At 64.2% G+C, this 13,053-nt stretch carries 10 protein-coding genes; 7 read left to right on the top strand and 3 right to left on the bottom strand.

The window, feature by feature from the left end; genetic code table 11:
• Positions 1-17 precede the first annotated feature (17 nt).
• From FAZ95_RS30320 to FAZ95_RS30295, 6 genes are all read left to right on the top strand, one after another.
• Positions 18-788, top strand: coding sequence for an amino acid ABC transporter permease (locus FAZ95_RS30320; protein ID WP_137336127.1), 771 nt, complete (start codon positions 18-20; stop codon positions 786-788).
• 23 nt (positions 789-811) lie between these two features.
• On the top strand, positions 812-1,669 hold the full coding sequence (locus FAZ95_RS30315) for a substrate-binding periplasmic protein (RefSeq protein WP_137336126.1): 858 nt from the start codon (positions 812-814) through the stop codon (positions 1,667-1,669).
• Positions 1,670-2,005: 336 nt separating this feature from the next.
• Positions 2,006-2,593, top strand: a complete 588-nt coding sequence (gene betI, locus FAZ95_RS30310; protein ID WP_137336125.1) for a transcriptional regulator BetI — start codon at positions 2,006-2,008, stop codon at positions 2,591-2,593.
• An 81-nt stretch (positions 2,594-2,674) separates the two neighbouring features.
• The gene (gene betB / locus FAZ95_RS30305; RefSeq protein WP_137336124.1) at positions 2,675-4,153 is read left to right on the top strand and encodes a betaine-aldehyde dehydrogenase; all 1,479 of its coding nucleotides are present in this window, start codon (positions 2,675-2,677) and stop codon (positions 4,151-4,153) included.
• Positions 4,154-4,168: 15 nt separating this feature from the next.
• Positions 4,169-5,878 carry a choline dehydrogenase gene (gene betA / locus FAZ95_RS30300; RefSeq protein ID WP_137336123.1) on the top strand — a complete coding sequence of 570 codons (1,710 nt, stop codon included), beginning with the start codon at positions 4,169-4,171 and terminating at the stop codon, positions 5,876-5,878.
• 231 nt (positions 5,879-6,109) lie between these two features.
• Positions 6,110-7,561, top strand: coding sequence for an MFS transporter (locus FAZ95_RS30295; protein WP_137336122.1), 1,452 nt, complete (start codon positions 6,110-6,112; stop codon positions 7,559-7,561).
• A gap of 4 nt (positions 7,562-7,565) precedes the next feature.
• Here the strand turns inward: FAZ95_RS30295 and FAZ95_RS30290 are convergent, their stop codons facing one another.
• Positions 7,566-8,789 (bottom strand): porin, encoded by a 1,224-nt coding sequence (locus FAZ95_RS30290; protein ID WP_137336121.1) that lies wholly within the window; start codon positions 8,787-8,789, stop codon positions 7,566-7,568.
• Between the two features lie 360 nt (positions 8,790-9,149).
• Here FAZ95_RS30290 and FAZ95_RS30285 point away from each other — a divergent pair, with 360 nt between their 5' ends.
• Positions 9,150-10,685 carry a methyl-accepting chemotaxis protein gene (locus FAZ95_RS30285; protein WP_137336120.1) on the top strand — a complete coding sequence of 512 codons (1,536 nt, stop codon included), beginning with the start codon at positions 9,150-9,152 and terminating at the stop codon, positions 10,683-10,685.
• Between the two features lie 66 nt (positions 10,686-10,751).
• Here the strand turns inward: FAZ95_RS30285 and FAZ95_RS30280 are convergent, their stop codons facing one another.
• Complete coding sequence (locus FAZ95_RS30280) at positions 10,752-11,864, bottom strand: 4-hydroxyphenylpyruvate dioxygenase family protein (RefSeq protein WP_137336119.1); 1,113 nt, start codon at positions 11,862-11,864, stop codon at positions 10,752-10,754.
• A 165-nt stretch (positions 11,865-12,029) separates the two neighbouring features.
• Positions 12,030-13,019 carry an aldo/keto reductase gene (locus tag FAZ95_RS30275; RefSeq protein WP_137336118.1) on the bottom strand — a complete coding sequence of 330 codons (990 nt, stop codon included), beginning with the start codon at positions 13,017-13,019 and terminating at the stop codon, positions 12,030-12,032.
• Positions 13,020-13,053: the final 34 nt, after the last annotated feature.

Raw genomic sequence — 13,053 nt, 5'->3', positions numbered from 1 at the left:
CAACAGGCCAGAACCTCATGCTGACCACCTTTCTCGATCTGTTCGATCTGCACGACGCGAGCAACTATCTGCCCGACCTGCTCAGGGGGGCGCTCACGAGCCTGGAGCTGACATTCAGCATCCTCGCGCTCAGCCTGCCGTGCGGCCTGCTGCTTGCCGTCGCCAAAATCGGCCGCGCGCGGCTGCCGCGCGTGCTCGCGTCGGTCTATATCGAAGTGATCCGCGGCACGCCCGCGCTGCTGCAGCTGTTCTACATCTATTTCGTGCTGCCCGCGTTCGGGATTCGCTTTGCCCCGTTCGCAGCAGGCGTGGTCGGGCTTTCGATCAACTACTCCGCGTATCTCGCCGAGGTGTACCGCGCCGGCATCGAAGCCGTGCCGAAGAGCCAGATCGAAGCGGCGAAGGCGCTCGGCATGTCCGGCCGCCACACGCTGTGCCTGATCGTGCTGCCCCAGGCCATCCGTATCGTCGTGCCGCCGCTCGGCAACTACGCGATTTCGCTCTTCAAGGACACCTCGCTCGTGTCGATCGTGACGGTCAAGGAGCTGATGTTTACAGGCCAGGTCGTCTCGTCGACGAACTTCCAGTACGTCACCATATTCACGATAGTCGGCGCGCTCTATCTGGCGTTTTCGTGGCCGAGCGCGCTCGTCGTGCATTGGCTCGAACGCAAGATGGGCACCGCCCGCCATGCGAACGCCGCGGCACGCCACGACCCGGCGCGATCGCGCGAGGGCGAACAATCCTACCGGCGGCTGGATGGCACGATCGGTTCGACACGTCGGTAATATCAACCACTCGGGGGCTTTTGATGCGCAAAACTACGCTGGTGTTTGCTTCGATATTGACGGGGCTTGTCACGTTGTCCAATGCTCATGCGGCTGATAGCGGCGGAATCAGCGGCGTGCGCTTCGATGGCGGAGACGGTTCCTACGCGCGCGCGATCCAGAACGGCATCACGCTCGTCATCGCGCCCGATCCGCCATCGACCTTCCAGGACGAAAAAACGCACGCGTACGACGGCGCCGACGTGCGCATCTTTCGCGAAGTCGTGAAGCGGCTCGGCATCACCAAGGTCACCTGGGACATCGTGCCGTTCGACGCGATGATTCCGGCCCTGCTCGCCCGCCGCGCCGACGTCATCGTCGACAACCTGCACGAGAACGAGAAGCGGCTGCGCGTCGTGGCGTTCACCAGCCCGGCGTACTGGTACGGATCGGGCATCGCGGTACAGCGCGGCAATCCGTCGAAGATTCATGGGTGGGACGACTTCGCCGGCCATACCGTCGGCACGGTGCGTGGGAGCATCAATCACCAACTGCTCGAAGGGCGCAAGGACCTGAAGGAACTCAAGCTCTACACGAGCAACGAGGCGGAGTTCTCGGATTTGATCGCGGGGCGAATCGACGTCGCGATGGAAGACGACATCAAGATCGGGCAATTCCTGAAACAGCATCCCTCTGCGGCAATGGAAATGGTGACCGACTACAAGCCGCTGCCTCAGGAATACGGCTATGCGCGCTACGCGTTGCGCAAGGGCGACGTCGACTTGAACGACGCGGTGTCGCGGGCGCTCGACGAAATTCGCGCCGACGGAACGCTGGCGTCGATCATCAAGCAGTTCGGCTATAGCGACCGCAATCTCTGGTATTTCCCGGTGAAGAACTGAGCGTAACCCGGGGCCGACGTCCCTTAACAGGATCAAGCCCCGGGCATCATCGTCAAAGCCCAGCGATACGTTCGTTCGACGCTGGTTTCGACGTCCTTTCAACGTCCTTTTCAACGTCCATTAAGCGCGGCGTCCGCCGTGAGACCGGCCTCGATCATTAGCCGCCGCGACTCGTTCGAGCGTAGTCCGCAAGGCCCCGCAGCAATCGTTCAAAACCCGACACGTGCTTGCCCAACGCAGACATCCCGTGTTCGGTTCGTTTTTATTGATTGAACGTTCAATATAAAAAGACTATCATTGAGTCCTTTTTGACGCACAACGAAACCGGAAACGACCATGCCCAAAGTCGGAATGCGCGAAGTGCGCCGCGCCCAATTGATCGACGCCACGCTGCACACCATCGACGAAGCCGGCCTGTCCGGCACGACGCTCGCGCTCGTCGCACAGCGCGCGAACATCTCGACCGGCATCGTCAGTCACTATTTCGGCGACAAGAACGGCCTCATCGAAGCCACGATGCGCCACGTCCTGCGCGATCTGTGGGCCGCCACGGCGCGGCGGCGCGCCGCGGCGAAGCCCGATCCGCGCTCGCGCTTGCGCGCCGTCGTCGCCGCGAATTTCGACGTGAGCCAGATCAGCGCTCCGGTGATGAAGACGTGGCTCGCGTTCTGGTCGCAAAGCATGCACGAGCCGTCGCTGAAGCGCCTGCAGCACGTGAACACGCGCCGCCTCTATTCGAATCTGTGCGCGGAGTTCGGCAAGGCGATGCCGCGTGCCGCCGCGCGGCGCTCGGCGAGCGGTCTCGCCGCGATGATCGACGGGCTCTGGCTGCGCGGCGCGTTAAGCGGCGAGCCGTTCGATACGAAGGCCGCGATCCGTCTCGCCAACGACTACATCGATTTGCTGCTCGCCCAACACGCGTAGCCACCCATCACGTTTACGTCCCGATCAATTCGCTCGCGGTCGCTTCTCAAGCCGCGATTCGCGCATCCAAGGAGATACTCGATGCCCTCTTCCACCGCTTACGGCCTGCAACGTCTCTACATCGGCGGCGCTTATGTCGACGCCACCAGCGGCGTCACGTTCGACACGTTCGATCCCGCCACCGGCGAAACGCTCGCATCGGTCCAGCAGGCGAGCGAAGCCGACATCGAGCGCGCCGTGCAATCGGCGCGCGAAGGCCAGCGTGAATGGGCTGCGATGACCGCGATGCAGCGCTCGCGCATCCTGCGCCGCGCCGTCGAATTGCTGCGCGCGCGCAATGACGAGCTAGCCGAACTCGAAATGCGCGACACGGGTAAGCCGATTGCGGAAACGCTCGCCGTCGATATCGTCACCGGCGCCGATGTGATCGAGTACTACGCGGGTCTCGCCACCGCGATCGAGGGTCAGCAGATTCCGCTGCGTGCCGAATCGTTCGTGTATACGCGGCGCGAACCGCTCGGCGTGTGTGCGGGCATCGGCGCATGGAACTATCCGATTCAGATCGCCTGCTGGAAGTCCGCGCCCGCGCTTGCGGCCGGCAACGCGATGATCTTCAAGCCGAGCGAAGTCACGCCGCTGTCCGCTTCGAAACTCGCCGAGATCTACCTCGAAGCCGGTGTGCCGCCCGGCGTGTTCAACGTCGTGCAAGGCGACGGGCGCGTCGGCGCATGGCTCGCCGCGCATCCGGAGATCGCCAAGGTGTCGTTTACGGGCGGCGTCGAAACGGGCAAGAAGGTGATGTCGCTGGCGGGCGCGTCGTCGCTGAAGGAAGTGACGATGGAGCTCGGCGGCAAGTCGCCGCTGATCGTGTTCGGCGACGCCGATCTCGATCGCGCCGCCGACATCGCCGTCACCGCAAACTTCTTCAGCGCCGGGCAGGTGTGCACGAACGGCACGCGCGTGTTCGTGCATCGCTCGATCAAGGAAGCCTTCAAGGAGCGCGTGCTCGAGCGCGTGAAGCGCATTCGCGTCGGCAAGCCGTCCGATCCGCAGACGAACTTCGGCCCGCTCGCCAGCGCGGCGCAGCTCGACAAGGTGCTCGGCTACATCGAAAGCGGCAAGCGCGAAGGCGCGCACGTGCTCGCGGGCGGCACGCGCCTCGTCGACGGTGAGTTCGCGCGCGGCCAGTATGTCGCGCCGACCGTATTCGGCGATTGCCGCGACGACATGCAGATCGTGCGCGAGGAAATCTTCGGCCCCGTCATGTGCCTGCTCGGCTTCGACGACGAAGACGAAGTCATCGCCCGCGCGAACCATACGTCGTACGGCCTCGCGGCCGGCGTCGTCACGGAAAACCTCGCGCGCGCCCATCGCGCGATCCATCGCCTCGAAGCCGGTATCTGCTGGATCAACACCTGGGGCGAATCGCCCGCCGAAATGCCGGTGGGCGGGTACAAGCAGTCGGGCGTCGGCCGCGAAAACGGCATCACGACGCTCGAGCACTACACGCGCATCAAATCCGTGCAGGTCGAGCTTGGCCGCTATAACCCGGTGTTCTAAAGGAGGAAGCTGTCCATGACCGCCCATGAATACGACTACATCATCATCGGCGCCGGCTCGGCCGGCAACGTGCTCGCCACTCGCCTGACCGAAGACGCCGGCGTGACCGTGCTGCTGCTCGAAGCGGGCGGCCCCGACTATCGCTTCGACTTCCGCACGCAGATGCCCGCCGCGCTCGCCTATCCGCTGCAAGGACGGCGCTACAACTGGGCCTACGAGACCGATCCCGAGCCGCACATGAACCATCGCCGCATGGAGTGCGGGCGCGGCAAGGGGCTCGGCGGCTCGTCGCTGATCAACGGCATGTGCTATATCCGCGGCAATGCGCTCGATTTCGACGGCTGGGCCGAGAACAAGGGCCTCGAGAACTGGAGCTATCTCGACTGCCTGCCGTACTTCAAGAAATCCGAGACGCGCGATATCGGCCCGAACGACTATCACGGCGGCAACGGTCCGGTCAGCGTGACAACCAGCAAGCCCGGCAACAATCCGCTTTTCGCAGCGATGGTCGAGGCCGGCGTGCAAGCCGGCTATCCGCGCACCGACGACTTGAACGGCTATCAGCAAGAAGGCTTCGGCCCGATGGACCGCACGGTGACGCCGAAAGGCCGGCGCGCGAGCACCGCGCGCGGCTATCTGGACCAAGCCCGTCAGCGTCCGAACCTGACCATCGTCACGCACGCCACCACCGATCGCATCCTGTTCTCAGGCAAGCGCGCGATCGGCGCCGAGTACCTGCACCGCAACGAGCGCGTCACCGCGCACGCACGGCGCGAAGTGCTGCTGTGCGGCGGCGCGATTGCGTCGCCGCAGATCCTGCAGCGTTCAGGCGTCGGCCCCGGCGCCTGGCTGCGCGAACTCGATATCCCGGTCGTGCTCGATCTGCCCGGCGTCGGACAGAACCTGCAAGACCATCTCGAGATGTACCTGCAGTACGAGTGCAAGGAGCCGGTCTCGCTCTACCCCGCGCTCCTGAAGCGCAACCAGCCCGCGATCGGCATCGAATGGATGCTGAAGGGCACCGGCATCGGCGCGAGCAATCACTTCGAGGCAGGCGGCTTCATCCGCACGCGCGACGACGACTTGTGGCCGAACATCCAGTATCACTTCCTGCCCGTCGCGATCAACTACAACGGCTCGAACGCCATTGAAATGCACGGCTTCCAGGCACACGTCGGCTCGATGCGCTCGCCGAGCCGCGGTCGCGTGAAGCTGCGCTCGCGCGATCCTCACGAACACCCGAGCCTTCTCTTCAACTACATGGCCGAGCCGCTCGACTGGCGCGAGTTCCGCGACGCGATCCGGATCACGCGTGAGATCATCCGTCAGCCCGCGCTCGATCGGTATCGCGGCCGCGAGCTGAACCCCGGCGCCGATCTCACGACCGACGCCGAACTCGACGCATTCGTGCGCGCCCGCGCCGAAACCGCCTATCACCCGTCCTGCTCCTGCGCGATGGGCTACGACGAGATGGCGGTCGTCGATGGCGAGGGGCGCGTGCATGGGATCGAGGGCTTGCGTGTCGTCGATGCGTCGATCATGCCGCGTATCACCACGGGCAATCTGAATGCGCCGACGATCATGCTCGCCGAGAAAATTGTCGATCGCATTCGCGGACATGAAGCACTTGCGCGCGCGGATGTGCCTTATTTTGTGGCGAACGGCAAGCCCGCGCGGCGCAGTGCCGAAGCGCGCTCGAACTCCGGCGTCGCGCACGCGAATTGAGCACGCCACTTGGTGAAAACGGGCACGGCCTGTCAGGGCACGGCCTGTTAGGGCACGGCCTGTTAGGGCACGGCCCGTCATGGCACGGCCTGTCAGGGCGCGGCCGTCGATGACGGGCCCATTCCAAGCCAATGCCGGATTCCTTCTATGTCTGCGATTAATGGCGGCATTTACTGAGTGAAGGCCCGCCTCGAACCATCACGAGGCCCTTCTCTTTCACTCGGAGGTGTCATGCCCCCCGCCTTTCGCTCGACCCCTGCGCGCGCCAGCGCCGCCGCACGCCTCGAACGTCTGCCGTTTTCCGGCTATCACCGCACGATCTTCATCATCATCGCGGTTGCGTTCTTCTTCGACTCGGTCGATCTCGGCACGATGACGTTCGTGCTCGGCTCGATCAAGAAAGAATTCGGGCTCACTACGGCAACCACCGGTTTGGTTGCGAGCGCAAGCTTCTTCGGTATGGTTTTGGGCGCCGCAGCCGCCGGTCTCCTTGCCGATCGCTTCGGGCGCCGTCCGGTGTTTCAGTGGAGCATGGTGCTGTGGGGCGTGGCGTCGTATCTGTGTTCGACGGCGCAAAGCGTCGATGCGCTGATCGTCTATCGCGTGCTGCTCGGCATCGGCATGGGGATGGAGTTTCCGGTTGCGCAAACGCTGCTGTCGGAATTCGTGCCGGCCGCCAAGCGCGGGCGGCTGATCGCATTGATGGACGGATTCTGGCCGCTCGGCTTTATCTCGGCCGGCGTGGTCTCGTACTTCGTGCTGCCGCATTTCGGCTGGCGCACCGTGTTCGCGCTGCTCGCCGTGCCCGCCATCTTCGTGCTGATCGTGCGACGCATCGTTCCCGAATCGCCGCGCTGGCTCGAACATCGCGGGCGTCTTGCCGAAGCGGACAAGGTAATGGCGCGCATCGAAGCGAAGGTGTTGAAGGCGACCGGATTGGCGTCGCTGCCCGCGCCATCGCAACGCGTCGAGCAGGCGGCCGCGCGCACGCGCGGCGCCTTCCGCGAACTCTGGAGCGGAGCCTACCGCCGCCGAACGATCATGGTCTGGACGCTGTGGTTCTTCGCGCTGCTCGGGTTCTATGGGCTCACCTCGTGGCTCGGCGCGCTCATGCAGCAAGCCGGCTTCGCGGTCGCGACTTCGGTGTTGTATACGGTGCTAATTTCTCTCGGCGGCATTCCGGGCTTTCTCTGCGCGGCGTGGCTCGTCGAACGCTGGGGACGCAAGCCGACTTGCATCGCCTCGCTCGGGGGCGGCGGCGTCATGGCCTACGTGTATGGTCAGACGGCACTGCACGCGGGCGACGTCACGCTCATCATCTGCGCCGGGCTCGCGATGCAGTTCTTCCTGTTCGGCATGTGGGCCGCGCTTTATACGTACACGCCGGAACTGTACGGCACCGGCGCGCGCGCAACCGGTTCGGGCTTTGCTTCCGCGATCGGACGCGTGGGGTCGTTGATCGGCCCGTATGCCGTCGGTGTCGTGCTGCCCGTATTCGGTCAGGGCGGGGTGTTTACGCTAGGCGCCCTGTCGTTTGCGGTCGCGGCGTTGGCCGTGTGGATCATGGGCATCGAGACCAAGGGTCTCGCGCTCGAAGCATTGGCCTCCGCCGACGAATCGGCAGAGGCCCGTGAAGCAGTCACGACATCTGCATATGCAGCGAAGCTCGACGAGCCCCGCTAGCGCATCAGAACCGATGCACGATCCCGACGCCCGCGGCGAACATGCTGCGCGACGATGACGGCGTGGTCTGGAAACCGTCGCCGATGGTAGCGGTGGCATCGATGACGTGGCCTGCGCCAGCCGTGCCCAACGTCTGGCCGTTTGCGCGCTGATACGCCTGCAGCGCGTAGATGCCCGTGCGCTTCGAGAGCGAGTAGTACTCGGACAAATTGACCTGCTGATATTGCGCGCTGCTCGTGATGCCGTTGGCTTTCGTCGCCCGCGTGTAGCTGTACCCCGTCGCGAAGTCCCATGCGGCGGCCGGCTTCCAATGCAATACGACGCCGCCGGTATTGAAGATCGCGGTATTGGTGAACGCCGAGCCCGTACCCGGAATGTATTCGACGTTCGAGTAGGTCGCCGAGACGTCCCAGCTGCTGTTGAACTTGTAGAGCCCGCCCACGGCAAAGCGCTGCTGCGCCTGCGCGGTCTGATAGCCGTTCGTCACGGCCGACACGCCGATCTGCGCGCCAGCGTTGGAGGTCGTCGATGCCGCGCCGAACGCGCCGCCGCCCGAAGTCGAGTTGTTGATGCGCGAGAAGGCAACGGCTCCGCCTAGCGGACCGCTCGAGTACTGCAGCGCCACCGACCATGTCGACCCGGCGTTGAAGCTGCCCGCGACACCGCCAAGCGAATACGAGCCCGACGCCGAGAAGCCGTAGTACGTCGGCGACGTGTACACGAGCGTGTTATTGGCGCGATAGATGCTGTCCAAACCGTCGACGTCGCCCGCGTGCGCGCCATAGAACCCGGTCAGCCAGGTGGTCGGGCTGTACGGCGAGAGGAACTGGTAGTACGACGCGTACTGCCGCCCCGCGGTCAACGTACCGTAAGTGGGATTGGTCGCGCCGACATAGGCCTGGCGGCTGAACATCACGTTCGACACCGACATGGCGCCCGTGGCGCCGCTAAATCCCTCTTCCAATTGGAAGATCGCCTTGGTGCCGCCGCCGAGGTCCTCGCTCCCTTTGAACCCGATGCGATCGCCGAGCCAGACGCCGCTCACCATTTTGACTGCCGATTTGCCGCCGGAAGTCGACCCCAGTGTCGACGCATTGTTTTGGTATCCGATCCCGTTGTCGACTACGCCGTACAACGTGACCGTCGACTGCGCGAACGCAGGCGCCGTTGCGAGAATCGCCGCCGCGCCGGCTATGGCCGCTTTCGCGGGGTAAGGTTTTTTCACCATCTCCAATCCTTCATCGTTTTAATGGGCACAACTCGTCCGCTGCGCGGGGCGATCGCGCCCCGAACAGGTTTGCTGTGCGAAGTACTGTGGAACCAGCGCGGCTTTGCGAGCTTGCCCGGCCAGCCGCTTGGGAAGATCCGTTAAATGTACCAAACGGTGAGTCAAGGATAGGGATGCGCAGCGGGTGCGGCAATGCAGTCGCGAACCGACCTGATCGATGATCGAACATTTTGCGCGATTAGCGCACGTTTTTCGGGTTTGCCCCGACGACGCATGTGGACTGCCGGCAACAAAACGACCTCAAGACCCCTCTGCCCGGGGTCGATATATGCACCAAGTAGTTAACTTTTTGGATTTCCCATGAAGCTCTCCAAACAATTGCTGGTGCTCGTGATTGCAGCGCTGCTCGGCGTTCTGTCGCTCGCCGCCGTGGCGTTGCATACCCTGCGCGACACGCTGATCGACAGCCGGCGCGAGCAGATCGTCACGCTTCTGACCAAGGCCGAGCATCTCGTCAATTCGTATCGCGCCCTGCAGGAGAGCGGAACGCTGACACGCGAGCAGGCGCAGCAGCAGGCCAAAACCGCGCTCTCGCAGCTGAACGCGAATACCAAAAGCTACTTCTGGGTCACGACTTCCGACGGCATCAACCTCGTGCATCCCAACGCGAAGTTCATCGGCACCAAGGCAAAAGGAAACCGGACGACGAGCGGCCTGACCGACAGCGAAGCCTACCGCGCCGGGATGGCGCAATCCCACTTTGCGCTGGTCGACGTCCTGATCAAACGCAGCCCCGAGGCGATGCCTGAGCCGAAGCTGCAAGGCGTCGTCGCGATTCCGGATTGGGATTGGTGGATCGGCACAGGCTTTTTCTATGACGATATCGACGAGGCGTTCCACAGGCTCGCCATCGTGCTTGGCGCGATCACCGCCGCCATCGTATCGGCCGTCGCCGCAATCGCCTGGGCGGTGCTGCGCAGCGTCAAGCGCCAGCTTGGCGGCGAGCCCGCATACGCCGTGCGGATCGCCACCGAAATCGCCGACGGCAACCTCAACGTGCATCTCGACGCGGCGGGCGTCAAGCCAGGCAGCCTGCTCGCCGCGCTCGACGAGATGAAGGCGCGCCTTGCCGCGATGATCGCCGAGATCCAGTCGACCAGCCACTCGATCGCGCACGGCTCGGGGGAAATCGCTCAGGGCAATCTCGATCTCTCGCAGCGCACCGAGGAACAGGCGGCATCGCTGCAGGAAACCGCGGCGAGCATGGAGCAGCTCACGGCGACGGTGAGGCGCAACGCGCAACACGCGCGGCAAGCGAACGATCTTGCCGTGTCGGCGACCGAGGCCACCGAGCGCGGCCGCGAAGCCGTGCAGGAAGTGATCTTGACGATGCGGGAGATTACCGAAGCGTCCGGAAAAATCTCCGATATCACGTCGATCATCAGCAGCATCGCGTTCCAGACCAACATTCTCGCGTTGAATGCTGCCGTGGAAGCCGCGCGGGCCGGCGAGGAAGGCCGCGGATTTTCCGTCGTGGCATCCGAGGTCCGCTCGCTCGCGCAGCGCAGCGCCACCGCGGCCAAGGACATCAAGGAGCTGATTCAGGCGTCCGTCGCCAAGGTGGGTAACGGCAGCCGGCTCGTGGAGGTGGCGGGCGAACGCATGACGAACATGGAATCCGTCATCCGCCAGGTCGCGACTATCATGGAGGAAATCAACGTGGCCTCCGACGAGCAAAGCACGGGCATCGATCAGATCAGCCGGGCCGTGGCGCAAATGGACGAGGTGACGCAGCAGAACGCCGCGCTTGTCGAGCAAGCCGCTGCAGCCGCGGCCTCGCTCGACGAACAGGCGGGACGGCTGCAATCGGCGGCATCGGTGTTCCGGTTGCGCTGAGGCGGGGCTGTTCGCCGCGTCGTGTTGTCGACTGGCTTGCGCGGCGGTGGCCCGTTGCGGCGCGCGTCAGCCTGCTTGACGCGCGCGGGCGAGCGCGGCGAGATTGCCGGCTCCGAATCCTTGATGTCCTTGCCGCTGCACGATCTCGATGACGATCTCGTCGGGATGCGGCTTCACGAAGGTCTGGAAAAACAGCTTCGGCGCGCCATCGTCGCCGATCTCGCCGTCGATCAGCACCGCGCGGCGGCGCAATGCATCCAGGTCCACGCCATGCCCCGGCAGACGCGCGTCGACTTCGTCGTAATAGCGCGAGGGCGGCTCGATCAGCTCGACGCCGTTGGCCCGCAGCGCATCGACGCAAGCGAGGATGTCGCCGGTAGCGAGCGCGATGTGCTGCACGCCCTCGCCCGGATGGCCCGGCAGGTAGGCATGCATCAGCTCGGTGCGCGGCGCGCCCTCTTCGTAGACGGGGATGCGCAGCGCGCCGCACGGCGACACCATGACACGCGAGTCATCGGAGAGATGGCAACTCGGATCGATTTCATGAATCTCGCGGAAATGCAGGAGGTCATGATAAAAGTCGAGCCATTCCTGCGTGCGGCCCTGGCCGACCGTTTGCGTGAAGTGATCGACCTGCTGCAGCCCCGTGCCTGCATAGTCGAGGTCGGTATGGGCCGTCGCGATGTCGAGCGGCCGGAAATCGATGTCGAAGATCGAGATGTCGCCCACCCCTCCGCGCTGACCGCCGCGTCCGCGCCAGCGGTCGACGAAGTACAGATGCGACGCGCCGATTCCCTGAATGGCTGGAATCCGCAATTCGCCGACTCCGACCCGCTCACCTTCGAATGCCCAGGCGCCCAGCTTGAGCGCACGCTCGAACGCGCGCCGCGCGTTGTCCACGCGGATGCCGATTGCGCACACCCCCATGCCGTATTCCTCCGCGAAGCGCCCGGCGAACGAGTCCCGCTCCGCGTTGATGAGGAAATTCATCTGCCCTTGCCGATAGAGCGTGACGTCCTTGCTGACGTGCCGCGCGATCGCTTTGAAGCCGAGCTGCTCGAAGCGCTTTGCGACAGCTTCCGGCGCAGGCGCCGCAAATTCGACGAACTCCAGCCCGGCCATGCCGAGCGGATTCGTGCCGGATGTCGCTTCGCTGGAAGGGGTGGGATCGCCGGGCATTCAGTCTCCAGGGAAAGGCAAGTCTTACCTTACCGGTACGGTATCGGTGGCCTCAATTTTAACCAACTCGTTCAAATTGCGCACCCTAGGCGTATCCCTGAGAGCTGCCTTTTCGCTCCGATGGGGGCCACAAGTCGTCAGCGTCGCTTGCGTTTGGCGCAGCATTCAACGCTGCGCGTCACCCCAACGGTATTCATGCGTGAGCTCGTCGAGCTTCGCCTTCAAGCCGGCATCGAGGGTCATATCCGCGGCCGCGAGCGTGGCGGTCAATTGCTCCGGGCGGCTCGCGCCGATGATCGCCGACGTCACGGCCGGATTCGCCAGCACCCACGCAATCGACGCCGTGGAAAGCGCGACGCCCGCTTCGTCCACGACCTTCTTCAGCGCTTCGATCGTCGTGAACTCGCGTTCGTGCCAGTAGCGCTCCTGGTACATCGCGCCCGACTTGCCGCCCGTGAAGCGCCCCTCGGGCGGCGGCGCATCGCCCTTGTGCTTGCCGGTCAGAAGGCCGCCCGCGAGCGGGTTGTACGGAATCACGGCGAGGTGCTCCTCTTCGGCCAACGGCAGCAGCTCGCGTTCGATTTGTCTGAACAGCAAGTTGTAGCGCGGCTGCACGGAAACAAACCGCGCGAGCCCGCGCAGATCGGCGCGTCCGAGCGCCTTCGCGAGCCGGTACGCCAGAAAATTCGACACGCCGATATAGCGCACGCGGCCCGAGCGCACGATCGTATCGAGGGCGTCGAGCGTTTCGTCGAGCGGCGTGTCGCGGTCGTCGTAATGGAGTTGGTAGAGATCGACGTAGTCGGTGCCGAGGCGCTCGAGCGACGCGTCGATCGCATCGAGCAGATGCTTGCGCGAGGCGCCCTTGTCCCACGGCGCGGGCCCGACTTGGCTGACGGCCTTCGTCGCCACGATGAAGCGTTGACGCTTGCCTTTCAGCCAGCGGCCGATGATCTCCTCGGTCCGTCCCGCCATTTGTGCGCCGCCGCCAAGCGGATACGAGTTGGCCGTGTCGATGAAATTCACGCCGGCGTCGGTCGCTTTGTCGAGAATTTGCGTCGACATGGCTTCGTCGATCTGCAGGCCGAACGTCATCGTGCCGAGGCACAAATTCGACACCGTCAGGCCGGTATGGCCGAATTTCCTGTATTGCATGGTGGCTCCTGGGTTGCGAGGCGAGGCGTTGCTG

Origin of the sequence: Trinickia violacea (assembly GCF_005280735.1) — a bacterium.
GTDB classification, from domain to species: Bacteria; Pseudomonadota; Gammaproteobacteria; order Burkholderiales; family Burkholderiaceae; genus Trinickia_A; species Trinickia_A violacea.
Note: the sequence above shows the minus strand (reverse complement) of the source record. Positions and strands in the feature narration are given on the sequence as shown.

Coding starts and splice junctions, on each gene's coding strand:
- FAZ95_RS30320 (WP_137336127.1), top strand. CDS start 18: ATGCTGACCACCTTTCTCGATCTGTTCGATCTGCACGACGCGAGCAAC.
- FAZ95_RS30315 (WP_137336126.1), top strand. CDS start 812: ATGCGCAAAACTACGCTGGTGTTTGCTTCGATATTGACGGGGCTTGTC.
- betI (WP_137336125.1), top strand. CDS start 2,006: ATGCCCAAAGTCGGAATGCGCGAAGTGCGCCGCGCCCAATTGATCGAC.
- betB (WP_137336124.1), top strand. CDS start 2,675: ATGCCCTCTTCCACCGCTTACGGCCTGCAACGTCTCTACATCGGCGGC.
- betA (WP_137336123.1), top strand. CDS start 4,169: ATGACCGCCCATGAATACGACTACATCATCATCGGCGCCGGCTCGGCC.
- FAZ95_RS30295 (WP_137336122.1), top strand. CDS start 6,110: ATGCCCCCCGCCTTTCGCTCGACCCCTGCGCGCGCCAGCGCCGCCGCA.
- FAZ95_RS30290 (WP_137336121.1), bottom strand. CDS start 8,789: ATGGTGAAAAAACCTTACCCCGCGAAAGCGGCCATAGCCGGCGCGGCG.
- FAZ95_RS30285 (WP_137336120.1), top strand. CDS start 9,150: ATGAAGCTCTCCAAACAATTGCTGGTGCTCGTGATTGCAGCGCTGCTC.
- FAZ95_RS30280 (WP_137336119.1), bottom strand. CDS start 11,864: ATGCCCGGCGATCCCACCCCTTCCAGCGAAGCGACATCCGGCACGAAT.
- FAZ95_RS30275 (WP_137336118.1), bottom strand. CDS start 13,019: ATGCAATACAGGAAATTCGGCCATACCGGCCTGACGGTGTCGAATTTG.